23 protein-coding genes are annotated in these 22,528 nt (G+C 64.3%); 11 read left to right on the top strand and 12 right to left on the bottom strand.

Annotated features, from left to right (window positions below; translation table 11 throughout):
- Positions 1–160: 160 nt before the first annotated feature.
- Genes H1D44_RS02475 through H1D44_RS02460 form a run of 4 tightly spaced genes read left to right on the top strand, consistent with a single transcriptional unit; the run spans position 161 to position 4,222 of the window.
- Positions 161–1,168 carry a Bug family tripartite tricarboxylate transporter substrate binding protein gene (locus tag H1D44_RS02475; RefSeq protein WP_181513250.1) on the top strand — a complete coding sequence of 336 codons (1,008 nt, stop codon included), beginning with the start codon at positions 161–163 and terminating at the stop codon, positions 1,166–1,168.
- A 58-nt stretch (positions 1,169–1,226) separates the two neighbouring features.
- Positions 1,227–1,682, top strand: a complete 456-nt coding sequence (locus tag H1D44_RS02470; protein WP_181513249.1) for a tripartite tricarboxylate transporter TctB family protein — start codon at positions 1,227–1,229, stop codon at positions 1,680–1,682.
- A 14-nt stretch (positions 1,683–1,696) separates the two neighbouring features.
- Positions 1,697–3,205, top strand: a complete 1,509-nt coding sequence (locus H1D44_RS02465; protein WP_181513248.1) for a tripartite tricarboxylate transporter permease — start codon at positions 1,697–1,699, stop codon at positions 3,203–3,205.
- 3 nt (positions 3,206–3,208) lie between these two features.
- On the top strand, positions 3,209–4,222 hold the full coding sequence (locus H1D44_RS02460) for an AbrB family transcriptional regulator (protein WP_181513247.1): 1,014 nt from the start codon (positions 3,209–3,211) through the stop codon (positions 4,220–4,222).
- Here H1D44_RS02460 and H1D44_RS02455 read toward each other — a convergent pair.
- The 6 genes from H1D44_RS02455 to H1D44_RS02430 all read right to left on the bottom strand — a co-directional run bounded on the left by H1D44_RS02455 (position 4,219) and on the right by H1D44_RS02430 (position 11,138).
- Complete coding sequence (locus H1D44_RS02455; protein WP_181513246.1) at positions 4,219–5,589, bottom strand: sensor histidine kinase; 1,371 nt, start codon at positions 5,587–5,589, stop codon at positions 4,219–4,221. The two genes, H1D44_RS02460 and H1D44_RS02455, sit on opposite strands and share 4 nt — an antisense overlap.
- A gap of 1 nt (position 5,590) precedes the next feature.
- Positions 5,591–6,259 carry a response regulator gene (locus H1D44_RS02450; RefSeq protein ID WP_181513245.1) on the bottom strand — a complete coding sequence of 223 codons (669 nt, stop codon included), beginning with the start codon at positions 6,257–6,259 and terminating at the stop codon, positions 5,591–5,593.
- A 166-nt stretch (positions 6,260–6,425) separates the two neighbouring features.
- On the bottom strand, positions 6,426–7,682 hold the full coding sequence (locus H1D44_RS02445) for a flavin-containing monooxygenase (protein ID WP_181513244.1): 1,257 nt from the start codon (positions 7,680–7,682) through the stop codon (positions 6,426–6,428).
- Positions 7,679–8,239 (bottom strand): OsmC family protein, encoded by a 561-nt coding sequence (locus H1D44_RS02440; protein ID WP_181513243.1) that lies wholly within the window; start codon positions 8,237–8,239, stop codon positions 7,679–7,681. The genes H1D44_RS02445 and H1D44_RS02440 overlap by 4 nt, the downstream gene beginning before the upstream one ends.
- A gap of 98 nt (positions 8,240–8,337) precedes the next feature.
- Positions 8,338–8,763: a DUF4242 domain-containing protein gene (locus H1D44_RS02435; protein ID WP_181513242.1), complete on the bottom strand. Its 426-nt coding sequence runs from the start codon at positions 8,761–8,763 to the stop codon at positions 8,338–8,340.
- A gap of 119 nt (positions 8,764–8,882) precedes the next feature.
- Positions 8,883–11,138: an ATP-binding protein gene (locus H1D44_RS02430; protein WP_181513241.1), complete on the bottom strand. Its 2,256-nt coding sequence runs from the start codon at positions 11,136–11,138 to the stop codon at positions 8,883–8,885.
- Between the two features lie 156 nt (positions 11,139–11,294).
- Between H1D44_RS02430 and cysK the strand changes: the two genes are divergently transcribed.
- From cysK to H1D44_RS02405, 5 genes are all read left to right on the top strand, one after another.
- Entirely contained in the window at positions 11,295–12,785 is a 1,491-nt protein-coding gene (gene cysK / locus H1D44_RS02425) for a cysteine synthase A (protein ID WP_181513240.1), read from the top strand.
- Between the two features lie 17 nt (positions 12,786–12,802).
- Entirely contained in the window at positions 12,803–13,387 is a 585-nt protein-coding gene (locus H1D44_RS02420; protein WP_181513239.1) for a carboxymuconolactone decarboxylase family protein, read from the top strand.
- A gap of 52 nt (positions 13,388–13,439) precedes the next feature.
- On the top strand, positions 13,440–13,784 hold the full coding sequence (locus H1D44_RS02415) for a TfoX/Sxy family protein (protein WP_181513238.1): 345 nt from the start codon (positions 13,440–13,442) through the stop codon (positions 13,782–13,784).
- 116 nt (positions 13,785–13,900) lie between these two features.
- Positions 13,901–14,344 carry an antitoxin Xre/MbcA/ParS toxin-binding domain-containing protein gene (locus H1D44_RS02410; RefSeq protein WP_181513237.1) on the top strand — a complete coding sequence of 148 codons (444 nt, stop codon included), beginning with the start codon at positions 13,901–13,903 and terminating at the stop codon, positions 14,342–14,344.
- The gene (locus tag H1D44_RS02405) at positions 14,344–14,817 is read left to right on the top strand and encodes an RES family NAD+ phosphorylase (RefSeq protein ID WP_181513236.1); all 474 of its coding nucleotides are present in this window, start codon (positions 14,344–14,346) and stop codon (positions 14,815–14,817) included. Before H1D44_RS02410 ends, H1D44_RS02405 begins: the two co-directional genes overlap by 1 nt.
- Here H1D44_RS02405 and H1D44_RS02400 read toward each other — a convergent pair.
- A complete protein-coding gene (locus H1D44_RS02400) occupies positions 14,804–16,279 on the bottom strand; it encodes a sodium/glutamate symporter (RefSeq protein WP_181513235.1) in 1,476 nt (491 codons plus the stop codon). The genes H1D44_RS02405 and H1D44_RS02400 overlap by 14 nt on opposite strands.
- Before the next feature lie 170 nt (positions 16,280–16,449).
- On the opposite strand from H1D44_RS02400, the gene corA reads away from it, so the two are divergent.
- Entirely contained in the window at positions 16,450–17,535 is a 1,086-nt protein-coding gene (gene corA / locus H1D44_RS02395) for a magnesium/cobalt transporter CorA (RefSeq protein ID WP_181513234.1), read from the top strand.
- Between the two features lie 22 nt (positions 17,536–17,557).
- On the opposite strand, the gene H1D44_RS02390 is transcribed toward corA, so the two are convergent.
- Together H1D44_RS02390 and H1D44_RS02385 are read right to left on the bottom strand one after the other, a co-directional pair.
- The gene (locus H1D44_RS02390; protein WP_181513233.1) at positions 17,558–19,003 is read right to left on the bottom strand and encodes a GntP family permease; all 1,446 of its coding nucleotides are present in this window, start codon (positions 19,001–19,003) and stop codon (positions 17,558–17,560) included.
- A gap of 2 nt (positions 19,004–19,005) precedes the next feature.
- Positions 19,006–20,070, bottom strand: coding sequence for a patatin-like phospholipase family protein (locus H1D44_RS02385; RefSeq protein WP_181513232.1), 1,065 nt, complete (start codon positions 20,068–20,070; stop codon positions 19,006–19,008).
- A 179-nt stretch (positions 20,071–20,249) separates the two neighbouring features.
- Between H1D44_RS02385 and H1D44_RS02380 the strand changes: the two genes are divergently transcribed.
- Positions 20,250–20,438: a hypothetical protein gene (locus H1D44_RS02380; RefSeq protein ID WP_181513231.1), complete on the top strand. Its 189-nt coding sequence runs from the start codon at positions 20,250–20,252 to the stop codon at positions 20,436–20,438.
- Between the two features lie 205 nt (positions 20,439–20,643).
- Here the strand turns inward: H1D44_RS02380 and H1D44_RS02375 are convergent, their stop codons facing one another.
- From H1D44_RS02375 to H1D44_RS02365, 3 genes are all read right to left on the bottom strand, one after another.
- Complete coding sequence (locus H1D44_RS02375; protein ID WP_181513230.1) at positions 20,644–21,252, bottom strand: NADPH-dependent FMN reductase; 609 nt, start codon at positions 21,250–21,252, stop codon at positions 20,644–20,646.
- 44 nt (positions 21,253–21,296) lie between these two features.
- Complete coding sequence (locus H1D44_RS02370; protein WP_181513229.1) at positions 21,297–22,238, bottom strand: pirin family protein; 942 nt, start codon at positions 22,236–22,238, stop codon at positions 21,297–21,299.
- Between the two features lie 128 nt (positions 22,239–22,366).
- The gene (locus H1D44_RS02365) at positions 22,367–22,525 is read right to left on the bottom strand and encodes a hypothetical protein (RefSeq protein WP_479688624.1); all 159 of its coding nucleotides are present in this window, start codon (positions 22,523–22,525) and stop codon (positions 22,367–22,369) included.
- Positions 22,526–22,528 lie beyond the last annotated feature (3 nt).

Below are 22,528 nucleotides of genomic sequence, written 5' to 3'. Positions count from 1 at the left end.
TGCCCGCTCGGCTCAGTCCACCATGGGGGGCGTGAGCCAATGGAACCTAGACATTGGTCGAATGTTCGGAGTATGCAAGCTTGGTGACAGGTTGGCCGATTAGAGTTGGATCCGCGGTGGCGAGACCCCGCAAGAAACCAACAACGAGGATGTACACGCCATGTTCCAAGGTATTTCAAGCGTCGGTCGCAAAGTGTTCATGACCGGCACCGTGGCAGCCGTGCTGGCTTCATTCGCGATGACGGCCCCCGTCGCGGCCGACGACTATCCGGATCGCCCCGTCGACCTGGTGGTAGGCTTTGGCACCGGTGGCAGCGCCGACCGCATGGCGCGCGCCATGTCCACCTTCCTGTCCGAAGAGCTCGAGGTGCCGGTACGCGTGACCAACCGCCCCGGGGCCGGAGGCCAGCTAGCTGCTAGTTATATCCTTAGTGCCGAGGACAATGGCTATAGTGTCCTCGCCTCCACTTTCGCACCATACCTCCCCAACGCAATTGTTGCCAATGGCGCCGACTTTTCCATTGAGGATTTCTCATTCATTAATATTCAGTGGTTTGATATGGATATCATCGCAGCTAATCGAAATTCAGGGTACGAGAATCTGGCTGCTCTGTTAGAAGATATCAAGAATAGGCCTGGTCGGGTGAGAGGCGCTGTAATTCAGGGGTCTGCTGGACATCTGACAACAAGAATGTTGTTAGATGAAATGGGGATTCCACAAGAAAATCTCAATTTAGTGACTTACCAAAATGGTGGTGAGGCACGATCTGCTGTTGCAGGTGGCCAAGTGGACTTCATTGCGATTAGCGCCCAAGGCAGTGAAGGAATCAGAGAGTTCCTAAATCCATTGGCCATTGTCAATGATGAGCGAGTCTCACAATGGGATGCTCCATCGCTCAATGAGGCTCTTGAGAAACTCAATCTAGAGGTTCCAGTTTTTCAAGGCTCTATGCGTGGCCTAGCGGTTTCTGCAGAGTTTGAGCGTCAATACCCTGAACGTTTTGATGCGTTAGCTAATGCAGTACAAAATACGTTATCCCGCAAGGAGCTTCAAGACTATCTTGAAGACCAAGACATTGGCGGTGTCTGGGTTGGCCCCGAGCGCTCCAACGAGCTGATGCGGGCCAACTACGATGTGTTCGAGCAGTACGCCCACCTGCTGAAGTGATCCCTGCCGCGTGATGCGGCCCCGGCCAGCCATGGCCGGGGCCGCCTGGAGTCGTCCCATGTACGCCAAAAAACGCGACTATGGGGACCTGCTGGTCCTCATGGCCCTGGCCGGCTTTACCCTGTGGTACCTGATGGATGCCATAAGGGTCTCATCGGCCATTCAGAATCTGCTGTTGATCCTGCCCTTGTCCCTGCTGGTGCTCGGCATCGTGCTGCTGGAGGTGGTCCTGCGCCTGAAGCAGGGCACCTTGCTCACTCGGCCGGGCGACGAGGCGGAACCGCTGCACCGCACGCTGCCGGTCGTGGGGCTGTTTGCCGCCTATGTGATTTCACTGGAAACCCTGGGCTTCGATGTCGCCACCGTGCTGTTCATCGCCCTGTTCCTGCTCATGAAAGGGGAGCGCAACTGGCTGCTGCTGATCGGCTTTAGCCTGGCGTTCGGCTTCGGCACGGCGTTCTTCTTCGCCTACATGCTGCCTTATCCCATGCCCATGCTGCTGCTCGAAGGCTGACCGGAGGAGACCCCATGATCGATTTCGCTGCGGTCGAGCAGGCGCTCTCCCTGCTCTTCACCAATTTCAGTCCCTGGATGGTGGTGATTCCGGGGATCATCATCGGCCTGATCTTCGGTGCCACACCGGGGCTGCAGATCTCCATGGCCATGGCGATCTTCCTGCCCATGACCCTCTACATGGATTTCGTGCAGGCGATGCTGTTCCTGACGGCCATCTTCACCGGTGGCTCCTTCGGCAGCGGTATCCCGGCGATCCTGATGAATATTCCCGGCACCTCGTCGGCCATTGCCACCGCCTTCGACGGCTATCCCATGGCGCGCCAGGGACGGCACAACGAGGCGCTGGGCGTGGCCCTGGTGTCGTCGGTGATCGGCGTACTGATGGGCTATCTCATCCTCTTCGTGATGATTCAGCCGCTCTCGATGATGGTCCTCAGGCTGGGTCCGTCCGAGATGTTCGTGGTGATCCTGTGGGGCATGACGCTGATCGCTAGCCTCAAGGGCGAGCAGGTGCTCAAGGGCCTGATTGCGGGCTTCGTCGGCCTGCTGGTGGGCACCATCGGTTTCAACGAGCTGGGCATGGCACGGGGCACCATGGGCCAGACCTTCCTGCTCGACGGGGTGCCGGTGATTCCCGCCATGATGGGCATGTTCGCCGCCTCGGAGCTGTTCAAGCTGGCCAACAAGGGCTACATCGTCGAATCGGAAGCCTCGCGCAAGGTGCGTATCGGCGAGATCTTCCGCGGTTTCCGCCTTGCCCTGCGCTATCCCAAGGTAATGCTGCGTGGCGGCCTGCTGGGGGTATTCGTCGGTGCCGTGCCGGGCGTGGGGTCGTCGGTCTCGAACCTGCTCTCCTATGTGGAGACCCAGCGCCGCGACGAGGATCCATCCTCTTTCGGCAAGGGCAACCCCAAGGGCGTGGTGGCTTCGGAATCTGCCAACAGCACCTCCGAGGCGGGGTCGATGGCCACGCTGCTGGCGCTGGGCATCCCGGGCGGCGGAGCCACGGCGGTAATGCTGGCGGCCTTCGCCATGCACAACATCACCGGCGGCCCGCAGTTCATCCGCGAACAGACCGATGTGGTCTACGCCATCATCTTCGCCAACTTCGCCCAGGTCTTCCTGCTGGTGATCATCGGGCTGCTCTTCATCCCGCTGCTGGCCAACATCGTCAAGGTGCCGATGCGCTACCTGATCCCCTCGGTGCTGGTGCTGGCGGTGATGGGCTCCTTCGGCCTGACCGGCAACATGACAGGCCCTGCCACGGTGCTGATCTTCGCGGTGATCGGCTGGCTGTTCCGTCACTATGGCTATTCGGTGCCCGCCGCGGTGATCGGCATGCTGCTCGGGGCCATGGCCGAGAAGTCGCTGCTGCACTCCTACCAGATCAGCGGTGGCAACCTGGCCTACGTGCTGGAGCGCCCGGTCACCCTGATCATCTTCGCGCTGCTGCTGGTGTCGCTGTTCGGCCAGCGCCTGATGAACTGGTTCCGCCGGCGCCGCCAGCCGCTCGACGCCTGATCGATGCTGCGGCGTACCCTGGCGACCTTGTTGATAGGGACCGTGGGTGGCGCTGTCGCCACCCTCGTCTCACTGCCGCTGGCCTGGATGCTGGGGCCGCTCTTCGCGGTATTGATCGCTTCGCTGGCCGGCATGCGGGCAGGTATCGACAAGCGTCTGCATCGTAGCTCCATCGCCATGCTGGGGCTGTTCATCGGCAACCGCATCGAGCTTGGCGAGTTGACGCAGTTGCTGGAGTGGTATCCCAGCGTGCTGGCCATGCTGGTCTACATGGGCCTGATGCTGGCCGGCGGGGCCTGGCTCTTCTCCGCCAGCGGGATGGGTCGGCTCAGCGCCGTGTTCTGCTCATTTCCCGGTAGCATGAATGCCACGGTGATCCTCGCCGAGCGGCTGGGCGTGGACATCCGCTGGATTGCCATCACCCACGCCATGCGCCTGGTCATCGTGGTGGCATCGGCGGCCTTCCTGGCCAGCTCCCTGGCCGGCGGCATTGCGTTGGGGGAGGGCAATGGCATTGGCTGGGAGGCGATCTCCCTGCTGCTGCTGGCGCCTGCTGCCTGGTGGCTGGGCCGGCTGCTGCGCATCCCCCTGCCGGAGTTCCTTGGCCCGATGGCGGTGGGGGCGGTACTGGCGACACTGGGCCACGGGGTCGCGCTGCCCGACCTGCTGCTGGTGGCGACCTTTCTGGTGCTGGGCAGCTCGGTGGGGGCTCGCTTCGCGGGTACCCCGTGGCAGCGGGTCGTTCAGGTAGGGCGCTTCGGGCTGCTGTTCGGGCTCTATGCCGTGGTGATGGCGGTGGCCACCGCTTGGCTGCTGGCGACCTTTACCGCACACTCCTTCGTGGCGGCACTGCTCGCGTTGCTGCCCGGCGGCGTGGGGGAGATGGCGGTGATCGCGGTGGCGTTGGACGTCGATCCGCTCTACGTGGTGTCTCACCACGTGCTGCGCTTGCTGCTGCTGATCCTGGCCACGCCGGTGGTCATTTCTCTCAGCCGGAGGCTGGTGAGCAAAACCTAAGCTGAGGGAAAGGTCACCGTCACCGTTAGCCCCTGCCCCGCCGGGCTGTCGAGCTCCAGCGTGGCGCCGTGGGCGCGGGCGATCTCGTCGACGATGGCCAGGCCAAGTCCGCTGCCAGGCGTCTCGGGGCTGGCGCGGAAAAAGCGCTCGGTCAGCCGGGCCTGATGCTCTGGGCTCACGCCGATACCGTCGTCACTGACCTGCAGCTGCACGCTCCCTTGGCTGCGGGCAACCGAGACGTAGATGGTGCCGCGATAGGGCTGGGCGCCGCCGGCATGCTGGCTGGCGTTCTCGATCAGGTTCTGGATCAGCCAGCGCACCATCACGCCATCCGCCATGACCCGGCAGCCGCTTTCACGCTCCTCGAACTCGAGCTCCTGGCCGCGCTGGTAGACCCGGGAAATCGACTCGGCGCATGCTTCCCGGCACAGCTCGGCGAGGTCGGCAATGGCCATGGCGGAAGTATCCACCAGCTCATGGCGCGCCTTGGCCAGGGTGAGTAGCTGCTGCACCGTGTAGCCAGCGCTTTCGGCGATGCGGCCGATTTCATCCAGACTGCGCCGGGCCGTCGGGTCGGTGCTCTGCCGGGAGGAGAGCTCCGCCAGGGCGCGAATTTCCGAAATCGGCGTGCGCAGCTGATGGGAGACGTCGGCATTGAACTGCTGGGTATTGTGAATGCTCTGGCGCATGCGCATCATCAGCCCGTTGATACTGGCAACCAGGGTCGAGACTTCCCTCGGCACCTCGGCTTCGATCGGCTCGAGGTCGTACTGCGAACGGCGGCGCAGCGAGCGGCTGATCGAGCGCAGCGGGGCCAGGCCGCGATGAATGGCCAGCAGGGCGATGGTCACGGCGAGCAGGCCGCCGATGGTGATGAGCACCGAAAGCGTGAGCAGAAACTCGTTGATCATGGTCTGCCTGGCCTCGGTCGACTCGGCCACGATCACCTCGATCTGCCCGCTGTGGGTCGAGCGGACCACGGGGAAGGTGGTGGCCACGGCACGCAGCGAGTTGCCGGCGTAGCGAGTGTCGTAGAACAGCGGCTGGTCGAGGTCGTCCGGCGGGTCCTCGAGGCCGTCGAAGCCCGCCAGCATGTTGCCCTCGGCATCGCGTATCCGGTAGAAGATCTTGCCGTCGCCGCGGCTGCCCAGGGTGCTGATGCTGAAGTAATGCATGTTGATGCGCAGCTCGCCATCCACTGAATAGATCCGCCGCTCCAGACGCTCCGCGGCGTTGAGCAGCATGTCGTCGAAGGTCTCGGTGATCTGGTTGGAGAGCACGTAGTAGCTGGTGGCGAGGGTCAGCAGGCCGACCAGGGTGAAGGGCAGGCCGATCCAAAGCAGCAGGCGGGAGCGAATCGAGGTCATGTCAATTTGACTTGGTGTCGAGCAGGTAGCCGAGGCCGCGCACGGTGCGCAGCTGGATGCCATCGCCGAGCTTCTTGCGCAGGCGCGAGATATAGGTCTCGATGGCGCTGGGGGAGACGGTGTCGTCCAGGTCTGAAAGCCGGTCGATCAGCTGTGCCTTGCTCACCAGGCGTCCCTGGTTGATCAGCAGGTACTCGAGCACTTCACGCTCGCGACGGTGTAGCGTGACGGGCTTGCCTGCGACCAGCGCGACGGGACTGCCGGAAGGCAGCTCGATGTCACCGCACTGCAGGCTATTCTCGCCGAACTGCTTCGCCCGGCGCACCAGTGCCTTCGCCCTGGCCGCCACCTCCACCAGCGAGAAGGGCTTGGCCAGGTAGTCGTCGGCCCCTTCCTCCAGGCCCAGTACGCGCTGGTCCAGGGCGTCCCGCGCCGAGATGATCAGTACCGGCGTCCTGTCGTTGCGGCTGCGCAGGCGACGCAGCAGATGAATGCCGTCCAGCTCGGGAAGGCCCAGGTCGAGTAGGATCAAGTCGAAGGAGAGCGTCTGCAGCAGATGCTCGGCGCTGCGACCGTCGCCGCAGGTTTCCACCTGGAATCCCGTCTCGCCGAGGAAAGTGGCGATGGAGGTAGCCAGGTTCGGGTTGTCTTCGATGACCAGGGCTTTCACGCGGCATCCCGTGTCGTTGCATCAGATGCCTCATGATAAAGGATCCTGGGTCTCAGTGCTGTTGCGAGTGCGTGGTCGATGCTGCTGCGGTGCTCGATAGGGTATGGGGTCAGACAGAAGACCCAGCCGCTTGCATTGAGCGGCTGGGTCTGGGTGATTGCGGGGCTCAGGCCAAGCTGCCGTGCTGCGTTTTCGCCCTGGCCAGCCAGGCGGCCAGGTGAGCGCTGAGTTCGGCAGCGTCGTCATCGGCGCCGTGGATGGTGCCCGACTTGCGGCGTCGCATGAAGGGCAGGCCCATGGCATAGAGGCCAGGGGCCACCACGCCGCCATGGTGTTGCAGACGCCCACGGGCGTCGAATACCGGTACCTGCAGCCAGCGGAAGTCGGGACGAAAGCCGGTGGCCCACAGCACCGTCTTGATCTCACCGGCAGCCAGGTCGAGGCCCAGGCAGGGCCGCGGCGGCACCCGGGTGGGCGCCGGGCGCTCCGGGGCGGGCAGGGCGGCGTGCCAGCCATGGGCGATGGCCCAGGCGTCCAGGTTGTCGAGCAGCCGAGCCAGCTTGAGATCCGCCGCGGTGCAGTGCACGGCCAGCGAGCCGGAGAACTGCAGGCGGGTGCCGACAAGGCCGGCCAAACGCCCCACCAGGCGCACGCCACGCTCCCTCAGAGAGTTGAGATCCAGATTCCTGGGCACGGTGCTGCCCAGCAACTGCGGCGAAGGCTGACGCCGGGCGCGGGCGAGATCTTCCACCTCGTCGAAGCGCTGGTCGAGCAAGCCGGCGTGTTCCAGCCACCATTGAATGTCACGGCCGCGATAGCGTCGCGGCAGACGCAGGTGCTGCCCCACGGCCAGGGTCACGGGGTGGCCGCTGCGCTGAAGCTCGTCGGCCAGCTGTACGCCGCTGGCCGAAGCACCTACCACCAGCACGCCGCCTTCTGGCAGCTGCCCCGGGTGACGGTAGGCATGGGGTGTCAGGCTCACGATCCCTGGCGGCAGGGCCGCTGCCATGGCCGGCACGGCTGGAAGCTGGCATGCACCGGTGGAGATGATCGCCGCACGGCAGCGCCACTCCCCGCGGTTGGTGATGACCCGGTAGCCGCCCTCCACCTGGCGCAGCGCAAGCACTTCGGTCGCGGTATGCAGCGGGGCCGAAAGGCCCCGTGCATAGTCATCGAGAAAGGCGATCAGCTCCGGCATGCTCATGAAGCCTTCCTGTTCCGGCCCGACGTAGGCGTGCCCGGGGAGGCGGCACTGCCAGTTGGGCGTGAGCAGGCGTAGCGACTCCCAGCGCTCGTGTCGCCAGGCATGGGCCACTTCGCCGCGCTCCAGAATCACGTGGTCGATACCGCGCCGGGCCAGGTGATGACTCATGGCGAGCCCGGCGTGCCCGGCGCCGATGACCACGGCGGTAACGGCCTTCATTTCAGCTCGACCTTCACGTGGGTGGGGTTGGTGAGCAGGTCGTAGACGGCCGAGCGCTTCTGAGATTGTGCGATCAACGCTTCGATATCCGCACGGCTGGCATCGGCGTCGATCTCGAACATGACGCGGATGTCGTCGAAGCCGTTGCGCACCTCCGGGTCCATGCCGAGGATACCCTGGATGTCCATGTCGCCCTCCACCATGGCCTTGACCGAGCGCAGCTGAATACCGCGATGCTGGGCCACGGCAGCGACACCGGCAGTGAGACAGGCGGCCAGCCCGACGAGTACGTACTCCACCGGAGTGGGGCCGTGGTCTTCGGCGGCGAACACTTCGGGGTGGTCCGCCTGGTAGGTGAAGCGTGAGCGATGCTGCTGGGCTTCGCCGAGGCCGTGGAAGTCCTCGACGGCGATCTGGCTGTGAGTGCCGCGAATCCACTCGCAGTGAGCGCGCCAGGTGAAGCGGGCGGCTTGCGGTGCCTGGGCCAGCGCTTCGCGGGCGCCCAGCAGGGCGGTGACGTTGACGCCGTTGTCGATCTGTTGAGTGGCGGTGTGCATGGAGCTCTCCTGTTTTCACGTCGTAGGGTGACCGTCAGCGGTCAGTCAAGAGATTCGGGGAGGCACGTGGGATCCAGCGTGGGAGAGGGCGTGGTTTTTCAGGGCGGCGCCGTGGTATCGCCCGGTGAGATACGTTGAAAGGCCCAGATGCGGCTGACCGGCATGCCGGCCTGGTGCTGGGCCAGGCGTACGGATTCGGCATCGGGCGCTTGGTACAGGCAGTGCATGCGCCGCTGGTCGAGGGAGAAGTGGGTGCGCAGGAAGCGAACGCGATGATGGGACAGGCAGTCGCCGCCGGCTTGCTCCAGGGTCTGGATCGCCTCGAAGGAGACGGGCACCGCGAAGTGGCGCTCCACCAGTACGTTGCCCTGGGCCAGGTCCGAGGCGGCCAGGTCCGGTGCGACATGCACGGTGCCTCCCCACAGTGTGCTGACGTCGGCGCCTGCTTGGCGCAGGCCGACCCGCGCCGATTCCACATCGGGTGCCTGAAAGTGACAGATCAAACGTTGCCCGTCTCGTGCCAACAGGCTTTCCTGCCATTGGATCCGATGTAAATCGAAGCATGGCTGTGACTCTAGGGTCAGCGCACGCACCAGCTTCGATCCGAGAGGACGCGGGAGGCGATGCTCCAGAAACACGTCGATCATGCTTCATCCTCGGCGGCAGGCTGCGCCAGCAGCGCATGACAGCGGCGCATGGCCCAGCCCGCGACGGGCTCTTGCAGCAGACCTTGGGCGGCCCGGGCATGATATCGCCAGGCATCTTCTTCGCCAAGGCGGCGGGTGCATTCAGCCAGCAGGGCGTGGGCCAGTAGTTGCTCGCTGCGACGTTCGAGAACGCGGGCATGCTCCAGGGCCTCGCCGGCACGCTGCCTGGCCGTTTCGGTGCGAGCGCGAGCGAGATCGAGCCGTGCCGCCTGCAGCAACAGGGTGGCCAGGCGATGGCGGGCATCGGCGTGGCGCAGAGTGACGAGTGCAACACCGAAGGGCGCGGAGTCGTCCTCCAGGGCATACGCACACAGGGCCGCGGCGGCGTCAGCGTAAGGCGCCTCGCTGCCGTCGCGCAGGCGTTTGCCGAGTTCCTGCAGCTGCGTGCAACGCTCGCGGGCCTGGGCATAATCGTCCCGCTCCAGGTCGATCAGCAGCAGCGATTCCTGAGCCTGGAACTCGCCCAGTCGGTCGCCCATGGCCTTGCACAGGGTGCGTGCCTCCCGGAAGTGGCATTCCGCCTTGTCGAAGTGATCCGCGTGCAGGCTGAGCAGGCCCTGGGCCAGAGGAATGGCGGGATGACCGATGTGCTGACGCGTGGCCAGTTCGCAGGCCTGTTCGAGCAGCTCGGCCGCCTGGTTCAGGTCTCGCTCCAGCATGGCCAGACAGCGCGCGGTTTCCGCCATGGCGATGACCTGGTCGCGGGATTCGCCGCAGCGGGTCGCACGTTCCGCCTGGAGAGTCTGCTCATGGGCATCGCTCCACTGGCCGTGAGCCCAGCGAATATGGCTGGCCAGCTGGTATCCGAGCCGGGCATGGGCGAGGGCGCCGTGCTCCAGGGCCTGTTCGGCGAGCGCCACGACTTCACCAACGCCGGCTTCCCAATCCGCCAAGGGGGCCGCACGGTACAGGAGGTCGTGGAGTTCGAGGGCGAGGCAGATGCGCCGCGTACCGAGCATGCCTTCGGCGAGCGCCAGGCCTTGCTGGGCAAAGTTCTGCGCCTGTGCGTTGGCGCAGATCCTCAGGCTGAAGCGTGCAGCCTCGATCGTCGCCCGAATGGCCAGTTCCGGATCGCCGCTGGCCAGGGCGTGGTGGACCAGGGCCTGTGCCTGGTCCAGGTCGGTAACTGGGGTTTCGACCAGCCATTCGGCAACACGCCGATGCATGACGGGCAGGCGTGCCGGCGAAATCGCAGCATACAGCTTCACCGCCATTTCGCTGTTGGTGAAACGCAGCATGCCGGCATCGATATTCAGCCAGCCCTGGCGCTCGGCGACTTCCAGTGCTGCACCGGTACGATTCGTATCCAGTCCCGATACCTGGCTCAAGCTGGCCGGGCTGGGATTCGGCGCGAGCAGTGCCGCCCAGCGCATCACTTCCAGCACATCGCCTTCCGGCGGTATCGGCTCGCCGACCGGGTGGATCGCCAATCCTGCCGGGGTGCTACCGGCAGGGATGATCGTGGCTGCCTGTCGAGTCTCGTGCCAGGCACGCAGCAACTGACCGTTGAGTGGCAGACCCGCTTCACGAATGAGCCGCACCCCCAGCTTTAGCTGCTGCTCGGCCTCGCGGGGGCGATGCAGAGTCAGCAGCAGGCGTACCAGCCGTGCGCGTGCCGTTTCATCGAAGGGAGCGACTCGTACCCAGGTATGGGCGTGGTCCAGTGCACGTTCGGGTGCATGCATCAGGCGCTCGACGAGGGCGGCAAGCAGGGACGTCTGTGCGCGCAGGGCTGCCTGGCGCTCGGCCAGGCACCAGGAGTGAAAGTCTGCGAAACGGTCTAGCTCCAGTCCCTCCAGGAAGGGTCCCCGGTAGCGATTCGCGGCGCGTTCGAGCGCCTCGATGTCGGTCGCCTCCATTCGGTCGGCGGCAAGTCGTCCATGCAGGTCGACCACGTCGATGTCGATATCGCTGGTATCCAGCGCCACGCCGGTACGATCGGCTCGCACTCGGATGCGCCCTGGCGTATCCAGCAGGCGGCGCAGCTTGGACAGGCTCCATCTCAACGAGCCGCGAGGATCATCGGGCATCTCCCATAGCAGCTCGCAAAGGTGTTCGCGGCTCAGCGCACGGGTGTGCAGTGCCAGGTAAGCGAGCAGGGCACGGGTTTTGCGGGAGGGAGGAAGCGCTAAAGGTTGCCCGTCTCGAATCAATTCGAGTTCGCCGAGCAAGTTTAGGGTCAGCGCGTTCATTGCAGGGGCCGGTGAGGTATCTCTTGCAGTATAGCTCCTGAGCCGATGGCCAGGATGGCGCACGATCAACAGCAAAAACCACGCTGGCTACCACGCTGGCTTCCTCGTCGCGAAGGGAGATTGGCCTTGTTCCATTATTTCTTGAGGAGAGGCGTCATGACACGCTATGCCAGCATTCTGGAAACCATCGGCGACACCCCGCTGGTGCGACTCGCCCGGCTCGCGCCGCCGGACGTCAACTTGCACGTGAAGGTGGAAGCCTTCAATCCCATGGGGTCGGTGAAGGACCGCATGGCCCTGGCCGTGATCGAGGCCGCCGAGCACAGCGGCGCGCTGCGCCGTGGGCAGACCGTGATCGAGGCCACCAGCGGCAATACCGGCATCGGCCTGGCCATGGTATGCGCAAGCAAGGGTTATCCGCTGGTGGTAACCATGGCCGAAAGCTTCAGCCTGGAGCGGCGTCGCCTGCTGCGTTTCCTCGGTGCCCGCGTCGTGCTCACGCCGGCTGCCGAGAAGGGCAGCGGCATGCTGGCCAAGGCAATCGAGCTGGCAGAGAAGCACGGCTACTTCCTGTGTCGTCAGTTCGAGAACGAGGCCAACGCCGAGGTGCACAGTCGCACCACGGCGCAGGAGATCCTCGACGACTTCGCAGGTGAGCCGATTCATGCCTGGGTCAGCGGCTTCGGCACTGGTGGTACGCTCAAGGGCGTCTCCCGGGTGCTGAAGGCGGCCGACCCATGTACGCGGATTGTCGTCGCCGAGCCCGATAACGCCCCGCTGCTGGGCAGTGGCGAGGCACAGCCGGCGGCAGCCAGCCACCCACGCTTTCGCCCCCACCTGATGCAGGGCTGGAGCCCGGATTTCATCTCGCCGCTCACCCAGCAGGCACTGGCCGCCGGCATGGTGGACGAGATCGTGCCGGTGGCCGGCGAGGAGGCGCTGCGCCTGGCCCGCGAGCTGGCGCGCAAGGAGGGCATCTTCGTCGGCATCTCCGCTGGCGCGACCCTGGCCGCGGCGCTGCAGGTGGCGCGGCGAGCGCCGCCCGGCAGCCATATCGTCTGCATGCTGCCCGACACCGGTGAGCGCTATCAGTCCACGCCGCTGTTCGAGGGCATCGAGGATGAGATGAACGAGGAGGAGCTGGCACTCTCGCGCTCCACGCCCGGCTTCCGCTTCGATCTTCCCGCGCCACGTCCGGCCGCGGTTGCCGCACCGCGGGCCATACAGCCTGCGGATACGGCGTGGGATGTCGAGGCTGAGCGATGCCTGGAGAAGTGCCTTGCGCAGGCACCGGTGGTGATGATCTCCCTCGCCTGGTGCGAGTTCTGCTGGGCGGCACGCAAGCTGTTGGACCGGTTGGGGGTCGACTACCTGAGCGTGGATCTCGATTCGCCCGACTATCAGGCCGGCGACATGGGGGTACGCCTGCGTCCCGTGCTGGCGCGGCGTTGCGGGGCGCCGACCATCCCGCAGATTTTCATCGGCGGTAAGCCAGTCGGCGGCTGCAGCGAACTGTTCGCGGCATGGCAGGACGGCAGCTTGGGCCATTGCCTTGCAGAGTGCGGGGTCGTATTCGATAGCGGCGCGGAGATCGACACCGAGCTGCTGCTGCCGGCCTGGTTGCACCCGCGTTCCACCACCGCTTGAAGCCGGGAGACAATGACATGAGTTTCATCGAGACAATTCCCCCTGAGCAAGCCGAAGGCGAGGTCCTGGCGATGTACCAACGCCAGCAGTCCCACTTCGGCTACCTGCCCAACTATGCGCGGGTGTTCTGTCATCGCCCCGAAGTGATGAAGGCCTGGGCGTCGCTGATCGCGACCGTCCGCTGCCCCATGGAGCCGCGCCGCTACGAACTGGTGACCGTTGCCGCCGCCTTGGCCCTTGGCAACTCCTACTGCTCGTTGGCCCATGCCAAGTTCCTCGCGGAGCTGGTGGGCATGGAGGCCGTCGAAGCCATGCTGACTGAGGGCCAGGTTGCGCTCGATGAGGCTGAGGGTGACATCATGGCCTTTGCCGCCAAGGTGGCAACCCGCGCGCAGGAGGTCGGCGCCGAGGATATCGAAGCACTGCGAGCCCATGGGCTTGCCGACGACGAAATATTCGACATCGTTGCGGTGGTTGCCGGGCGCGCCTTCTTTACACGCATTCTCGATGGTCTGGGGGCCGAGCCCGATGTCGCCTACCGTGAGCTGCCCCCCCAACTGACTGCGGCGCTCTGCGTGGGCAGGCCGATGGCTTTGAGCTGAGCTGGTCGTGAGCCAGAATGACGAACACCCCCATAGGCATGGAGGAGATGCCGTGAGCGAGTACACGGATTCGCTGGGCGACGTGTTCGAGCTGTTCGGCCCCATCACCGCGCGGCGCATGTTCGGCGGTCACGGTATCTATCACGATGGCCTGATGTTCGCGCTGGTGGCCGACGAGACGCTCTATCTCAAGGTCGATGCGCACAACCTCGATAACTTCGAGCGCGAGGGACTCGAGCCGTTCGAGTATGACAAGGGCGGCAAGCTAGTGCAGATGTCCTATTACCAGGCGCCGGAGGAGCTGTTCGAAGACCGCGAGCTGGCTGCAGCCTGGGCGCACCGCTCCTTCGAGGCCGCCTTGCGTGCTCAGAAGGGCAAGCGCAAGACCAAATCCTGACGCCCGGTGCTCTTGGTCGTTGGTTCTGCGTTTTGATGATCTATGAACATCAAAATGATGTAGAATGACAGTGAGCATAGAGGAGTGAATCGATCAACCAGAGCGAGGGCTTGGTCATGGAAGCGCTGAAGAGAGACGGTGATAGCGAAGAGGGTATCCGCGGGGTCAAGGTGCCGCCTGCGGTGTATCGCGACAAGGTCGCCTTCATCCAGACGGTGCGCGAGGGAATCTCGGGCAGCGTCGTCAAGCAGGCCATCCATGCCTTGGGCGACAACCGGGAGCTGTTCGTAAGGCTGCTGGAGACCACGCCGGGCAATCTGCATCGCTTTTACAAGCGCAAGGCATTGAGTCGTGCCGATAGCGAGGAAGTCCTGGACGTGCTGCGGGTCTTCTATCATACCCGCCAGGTGTTCGGTGACGGCGACAAGGCGCTGCGCTGGCTCAATACGCCCATTCCCGCCCTGTCCGGCGAGAAGCCTCTCGATCTGTTCGACACCTTCGAGGGGCGCTGCCTGGTTCGCGAAGTGCTGCGCAAGGTCGAGTTCGGGGAATTCAGCTGATGAGGCTGTTCCGTATCGGGCCCGACCAGTACATCGAGAACATGAGCGGCATGGGCGCCAGCTATCGGGACGGCGCCAGGTGGAATACGGCAGGTGTGCCCGTTCTCTATTTCGGCACGACACCGAGCGTGGCCATGCTGGAACTTGGCAACTATATCCCTTCGCCGCGCGACCTGCCCGATAGCTACCGACTGGCGGTCTTCGAGGCGCCGGACGACTCCGTGGAAACCTGGCCAGTCGATCGACTGCCGGACGATTGGGCCGAGTTTCCCTATCCCATTGCCACCCAGCAGATGGGCACGCAGTGGCTCCAACTCCGAAAACGGTTGATATTGCTGGTGCCGAGCTGCGCCGTGGCGGGTGGGATGGAGAACATCGCGGTGGTCAATCCTCTCCATCCCGACCTGGCAAAGCTACGGCTGGTTGAAAAGCACACCACCATCTACAACGAAAGGATGTTCAAGGGGATTTGACTCCCCACCTGCCGCGCCCTCGCTCGGGTACCATGCGCCCGAAATAGAGCAGCCCGAAGACCAGCCAGGCTACGGTGAGTATCAGCGTGAAGCCAAGTATGGTGGGCGCGCCGAATTGGGCGATGAGTGGCAGTGACGCCGCCGTGAACAGCCCGCCGCCGACCACCGGTTCGAACATCAGCTGCTTGTAGCCGAAGCTTTCGAAGGCGCCGGAGCGGTTCTTGGGGTCGGCCATGCGCATCAGCAGCAGACCGGTGACGGTCACGCCCATGGACTGGCCGAAGTCGCCGATGCCGCGCTCGAACCAGTTCTCGGGGATCACCCGCGGGGCGATCACGATCAGTACGAACAACGACCAGCCGATGCCCGCGAGAGCCAGCAGCAGGAACGGGATGAAGTGCTCGCCCAGGGCGGTGAGCGAAAGCGTGGCCAGCGCCGCGACGATGGTGAAGTCGAGCGCGGTGCCGGCAATGCGCGCCATGGTGCGGCTGGAGACGTGAGGCTCGAGGCCGAAGCGGGTCACGCACAGCTGCACGATCACGCCGCCGATCATGGCGATGGGAAACAGCGGTACGTGAGCGAGTATCTCGAGGCCATCGTTGCGCGCCCATGTCTGCTGTTCGATCCACTGCAGGCCAGTGAGGATCAGCCAGCCGATGACGATGGCGATACCGACCAGGCCGATGTGCAGGCTGAGTGGGTCCGCCGTTTCCTCCTCCTGAGCCAGGTCCTTCTTGAACTCGCTGTACTCCTCGGTCGGGGGCAGCTCGTTTTCCTCTCCCTGGGACATGGCCTGGGCTTCGTCCAGCGCATCGGAGGTCTTGCGCGTCTTGTCCAGGCTGATGACGCCGCGCCGGGCCGCGATGTTGATCATCAGTGTACCGATCAGCACGCCCGAGACGATGCCCACGGTGGCCAAGCCCAGTGCCAGGTCGGCGCCCTCCTCGAAGCCGAGCTCGGTGAAGGTATCTGCCATGCCGGCGGCGGTGCCGTGGCCCCCTTCGAAACCGATCTCGATCAGGGCGCCGGCCATGGGATTCATGCCGAACACGGGGGCCAGGATGAGTAAGGCCAGGGTCAGACCGACGACATACTGGCCCCAGGCCATGGTCTGGCCTACCACGACCTGTGGTCCGGCACGCATCCAGATGGTGCGCAGCCCGGGAATCGGGCGGCCGATGAAGAGCGCGGCGAACACGACGTTGATCAACAGGCCGGGCAGGGCGGCCCAGCTTTCGTAGACGTATTCCGGGAACAGTCCGGCGGCTTCCTCGAACGGGCCCGTCACTCCGCGGCCGATGACTTCGGGACCGAGAAGCAGCAGGATAGCACCGCCAATGACCGAACTCGGCAGGAACAGGCGGCGCAGCCAGGGAGAAACGTTGCGAATGGCGTTGCTGACCAGCAACACCAGCGAGATGAGTACCAGGGCGATGAAAAGCTCGCCCACCGTCATGGTCATGTCGTTCTCCCTCCTTGGGCCGGCTTCCTTGTACCGCATGCCATGTTACAGATTAGCTGAATTTTCTTGCTTTGCTGAGCAAGCCGGCGGGCACTGACCGTCCTGGATTCGTGGTGGCGCCAAAGCATGTCAATATGGGTAGGGCCGAATCGCCGAGGATCGACACCCCGATGACCCGACTGTTCAAGAAGCACTACCACCCGGCCGGCACGGCGCCGGGGACCTTGCGCGAGCTGAGCCTGGAGCAGGCGCAGCGACTGGGCCCAGCCAGGTACACACTGGTCCGGCGCGATGCGGGCCGCTGGGGGGAAGTGCGAGAAATCAACCCGGCTGAGATACCCGAGGTCAGCTCGGGTGGACCGCTTTGCTGGGTGCATGTGCAGGGCATGCCCACCGCAGAGGATCTCGTGCTGCTCGGCTCGCGTGTCGGGTTGCATCCTCTGGCCCAGGAGGACGTTCTCAATGGCGGTCAAAGACCCAAGGTGGAGCGCTTCGATGAGTCGCTGGTCATTATTCTGGGCATTCCCGAATTCGATGCTGAAGGGACGCTTCACCTTTACCAGCTGACGCTTCTCATGGGGACCAACGTCGTCGTGAGCTTGATGGCCAACTCCCTGGATCCTTTCGTTGAGGTGCGGCGGCGCCTGGAAGAGCGTGGCGGGCGGATGTTGGGTGAGCCTGACGACTTGCTGTATGGCCTGCTCGATGCCGCAGTGGACCACGCCTTCCCGGTACTGGACAGCCTCGGCGAGCAAATCGAGGAGCTCGAGGTGGAAATCCTCGACCGCCCCGACAGCTCGACGCTGGAGCGGCTGCATGGATTGAAGCGCGAGCTGATCATGCTGCGCCGGTATCTCTGGCCTACCAGGGAAGTGATCAACCAACTGCTGCGCGACCATGACGACCTGTTCACACCGGATACCCTGATGTGGATGCGCGATGTCTACGACCACACCGTACAGGTGATGGATTTGGTGGAGAGCTATCGCGACATGATCGCGAGCCTGCTGGACGTCTATCTGTCCAGCATGAGCCACCGGCTGAACGAGAGCATGCGTACGCTGACGATCATCGCCACGGTATTCATGCCTCTGACCTTCATTGTTGGCGTTTACGGCATGAATTTCGCCCACCCCACCAGCCCCTTCGCCATGCCCGAGCTCGGCTGGTACTGGGGGTATCCGCTGGTCTGGGGAGCGATGATCGCCACGGCAATCGCTATGGTGATCTGGTTCAAGCGCAAGCGCTGGTTCTGATACCAGCGCTTGTGCTCATGCCTCAAAACGAGCCCACTAGCGAACCCACCAGGATCAGTACGATCAGCGAGATGATCGGTCCCACCACGGCCACGGCTGCGATGTCCAGGTAGGCCTGGCGGTGAGTCAGACCGCAGATCGAGAGCAGGGTGATCACCGCCCCGTTGTGGGGCAGGGCGTCCAGCCCGCCGGTGGCCACCGCGGTGACTCGGTGCAGCAGTTCCGGCGAGATGCCGGCCGCCTGGCCCATGGCCAGGTAGGTGTCGCCCAAGGTGGAGAGTGCAATGCTCATCCCACCGGAGGCAGAGCCCGTCATGCCCGCCAGCAGGTTCACGGCGATGGCCAGCGAAATGAGCGGGTTGTCGCCGCCGGCGGTAGTCACCCAGGCGCTGATGGCATCGAAGGCCGCCAGCGAGGCGATCACCGAGCCGAAGCCGACCAGGCTTGCGGTATTGAAGATCGGCAGCAGTGAGGCGTTGGCGCCGCTGTCCAATGTAGAGGTCAGTGCCTCGAGACGGTGCCAGTTCAGGGCGATCAACAGCAGGATGGAGAGCACCAGGGCGGCGATGACCGACCACACGCCGCGCACCGATTCGATGCTGGTGGCACCGTAGACTGGATCTGACAGGTAGCCGGTATCCATGGCCGGGATGATTACCGCGGTGAACATGAGGTTCAGCGCGATCACCAGCACGATGGGCAGCAGTGCCAGAGGCAGGCTGGGCAGTCCGCTGCGTGGCTGAGGCTGGACTTCGGCTAGGTCGAACCCTTCGCCGGCAGCGCGTTCGCGCAGGTGGTCGGGCGGGGTGGGCTCGCTGTCATGCTGGCCGTAGCCTTCGCCGGCCGCTTGGGCCTGCCTGGCGCGGTAGGTGAGCCAGGCCTGGCCCAGGCCCAGCATGATCAATCCGGTCATGATGCCGAGCCCCGGGGCGGCGAAGGGCGAGGTGCCAAAGAAGGGCATCGGGATGGCATTCTGGATCGCCGGCGTGCCGGGCAGGGCGGTCATGGTGAAGGTGAAGGCACCCAGCGCAATGGTGCCGGGGATCAGCCGCTTGGGCAGGTCGGCCTTGCGAAACAGCGCCGCGGCAATGGGAAATACGGCGAAAGCCACCACGAACAGCGACACGCCGCCGTAGGTCATCACCGCGCAGGAGAGCACCACGGCGAGAATGGCCTGGCTCTCGCCCAGGCGTTCGACGATGGCGCCGGCCAGTACCTCGGCGCTGCCGGAATCCTCCATCAGCTTGCCAAAGATCGCACCGAGCAGGAACAGCGGGAAGTACTGCACGATGAAGCTACCCGCCGAGCCCATGAACACCTGGGTATAGCTGGCCAGCAGCGGCGTATCCACCGATACCAGTGCCACCAGGGCGGCTAGCGCGGGGGCGAGGATCAGCAGGCTCAGGCCGCGGTAGGCCAGGTACATCAACAGGCACAGCGCAACGACGATCGCCAGGATGCCGGTCATGTCTAGTCCTCCTTCTTGGCTGGAAGGGAGACCGGGCGGAAGGTGTCACTGAACACGGCGTTGATATCGAAGGTCGAGCACTGCCCCAGCTTGTCGAAATTCTCCTTCAGCCATAGGTCGGCCCAGCCTCGGCCCTGGCGATACAGGCGCGAGACGAAATCCCATTGAGCGTTGAGCTTGCTCGAGGCGGAGAGCTGTTCCACCTCCTGCTCGGCATGGATCAGGTGCAGGCGCATGGAACGGTAGCGCTCCACCTCGAGATTTTCGGCGTCGATCAGTTGCTGGAGGAGCTGAATGCTGCGTAGCTCCTTGATCAGGCTGGTATTGAAGGTGATCTCGTTGATGCGGTTGATGATGTCTCGTGCGCTGTCCGGTAGACCCTGCCTGACCAGAGGGTTGACTTGCACCACCACCAGGTCCTGGCAGTCGAGGTTGTCGACAAGCGGAAACAGCGCGGGGTTGCCGCTGTAGCCTCCGTCCCAGTAGGCCTCGCCGTCGATCTCCACGGCCGGGAACATGAACGGCAGACAGGCTGAAGCCATCACGGTGTCTACCGAGATCTCTGGCTGCTGGAAGACCTTGGCGCGCCCGGTTCGCACATTGGTTGCCGTGATATAGACCTGGGTCTTGCGACAGGCGTTGACGCGTCCGAAGTCGACCAGTTCGCAGACCAGGTCTCGCAGCGGGTTGATCTTGAACGGATTTAGCCTGTCCGGGGCGACGAGCTGGGTCAGGCTCTCGAACATCATGTAGCTGGGGGAATAATCCAGGCTGCCGGTACCCGCTAGCCAGTCCCAGGGCGTCGGCTGAATGGGCGAGAAGCGAGCTGCACGACTGACGCCGCGCCAGAACTCACTTAGCCGCTCCCTGGCTCCTTCGCGTCCGCCCCGATGCAGGCCATCGGCGAGCACCACGGCATTCATGGCTCCGGCACTGGTGCCGCTGACGCCATCGATCTCCAGTCGCTCCTCTTCGAGTAACCGGTCGAGCACCCCCCAGGTCAGCGCCCCGTGGGAGCCGCCGCCCTGCAGGGCGAGATCGATATGCTTGCGTTCCTTCCTGGGCATGGAGCCTCCTGTCTTGTGCATGTTGCATTGCAGTATAGGTTTCCTGGCGCTTGCTGTCTTCAACGTGGGAGAGGGGCGCTCGTATGGACTTCGCTTGAACTAAAGTCTAACAAAGTCCATAATGTGAAAAATGCTTCCACAAACTGACGGAGGCGGTTTCATCGAAACCGTATCAAACCATGACGACACTACAGTTCCACACCATTTGGGATCTCCCCCTGGTCAGCCGGCGGGATGCTGCCCCTGAACAGCCCGGCACGGCGCCCATCACCGAGCGCTTTCTGACCATATGGGACAATCCCAACCCACGTCGCGATGAGCCTGCTTCCAAGCGTGCTTCGCGCAAGCTGACGAAGTTCTATATCTAGTAGCCACTGCGTTGCAGAATGGTCACGCCGTCCAGTGATGGACAATAACGAAACGCCCATGCCTTGCCGGCATGGGCGTTTTGTCTTCTGGTGAATCGAAGACGTTGGCCAGGCATTCAGTTTCGACGCTCTGTCGAGGCGTGTGGCTTTCACATGACTCAAGATCGACGCCATCCGCGCATCGGCGGGGGGCCGGGTGCTGTTCTCACCGTCCGTTGCTGGGCTCGGCAGCGTGAAGCTTGGCCAGTATCGTCACCAGGCGTCGGCAGAGTGCGTCGAGGCGATCGCGCTGGCTCTCGTCCTCGAGTTCACCGGCTTCACTGAAGGCCTGGGCGGCGCGGGGAATCGCCAGCGGATTGGGCAGTACGGTGACGCCGAGATTGCCCAGCAGTTGGCGGAGTAGGGCGAGGCTGCGCATGCCGCCGAAGGCCCCCGGCGAGGTGGAAACCACTGCCGCGACGCGATCGGCGAACAGGGCAAGTCCACTCTGCTTCCCGTCCGACCGAGACATCCAGTCGAGCGTGTTCTTCATCAACGGCGTGATGAAGCCGTTGTATTCCGGGGAGGCGAGCAGCAGCCCCTGATGCTCGGCGAGCAGCGCCTGTAGGCTTCGCGCATTGGCGGGGAGACCTTCGTGATTCTCCAGGTCGCCGTCGTAGAGCGGCAGGGGGTAGTCGCGCAGGTCGATGAAGGTGGCCAGACCACCGGCCTGTTCGACCCGCTCGGCCGCCAGGCGGGCGAGGCGCTTGTTGTAGGATTGCTCTCTGGCGCTGCCGGCGAAGACCAGAATGCGCGGTGCCGAATAGGTGGTCATGGACGTCTCTCCCTTCAGGTGGCGGTGCGGTCGGCTGGTGGCGTTCACGCCTTCCAGGGCAGAGGCGGCGGCTCCAGGCGTTTGCCGTCGAACTGGGGAATGCTGCCGAAGCGCTCGCTGCCGGCTTCCCAGTCGCGCTGGGCGTCGATGATCTCGGCCTTGCTGTGACCGACGAAGTTCCACCAGATCAGTATCTCCTCGCCCAGCGGCTCGCCGCCCACCAGAATGGCGCGCCCACCTGCCGGCAGCTCGAGTGTGACCTGGCTGCGCCCACGGCCCAGATAGGCCAGCTCGTTGGCGGCAAAGCGTTCGCCCTCGATTTCGAGTTCACCTTCCAGCGGCAGCAGGCCGTACTCGAAATCCTCGTGCAGCGGCAGCTCCAGCTTGCCCCCGGATGAGGCTGCCAGGTCCAGGCCCACCAGCGGTGAAAATGCCAGTGTCGGCGCACGATGGCCGGCGAACTCGCCTGTGAGCAGGGTCATCTCGACCTCTCCTTCGCGCCACTGGGGTAGCGTCGGGTAGTGGTCGAAGCGCGGGTCGGTGCGGCGATGGGCCTCCGGCAGGGCGATCCACAGCTGGGCGGCATGCAGCTGCGACTCGCCTGGCACCGACTCTTCGGTATGGCTGATGCCGCGACCCGCGGTCATGAGGTTGACCTGGCCGGGGCGAATCACCTGCTCGTTGCCCAGGCTGTCACGGTGCAGCACTTCGCCTTCGATCATCCAGGTGAAGGTCTGCAGGCCGATGTGCGGATGGGGGCCGACGCGGAGGCCGCGAGAGTCGCCCTTGAACACCGCCGGGCCGGCATGGTCGAGGAAGCACCAGGCGCCGATCAGGCGTCGATGGCGCGAAGGCAGTACACGGTTGACGGGGATGCCGCCCACGTCGGCGCTGCGCGGTGCGACATGCTGCACCTGGCGCTTGCCGTCGACGATGGGGCAATCCAGGGAGGAGGAGAGGTCGGCTTCGTTGACGAGATTACTCATTGTCGTAATTCCCGGAAAGATCAAAGGGAGCAGAGTGGAGAGCGCTTGTTCAGCATAGGCTTTGGACGATTACCCTGCCTGTGGGACGCAATCAGGGAAGGACCCGGGCAGTGCCGGGCCCTCGCCCATCAGCCCTTCTGGGCGGTGTAGCTCTGGATCAGGTTGGCGTAGGCGGGCAGGTGGCCGGCCAGCAGGCCGCCGAAGCCCTCGATGTCGTTGCGCCAGTCTCTATGCAGCTCGCAGCCGACGCCAAACCAGGTCGTCAGCTGGACGCCAGCCTGAGACATGCA

The sequence above is a fragment of the Billgrantia kenyensis genome, from assembly GCF_013697085.1.
Taxonomy (GTDB): domain Bacteria; phylum Pseudomonadota; class Gammaproteobacteria; order Pseudomonadales; family Halomonadaceae; genus Halomonas; species Halomonas kenyensis.
This window is presented reverse-complemented; position numbering and strand designations above follow the sequence as displayed.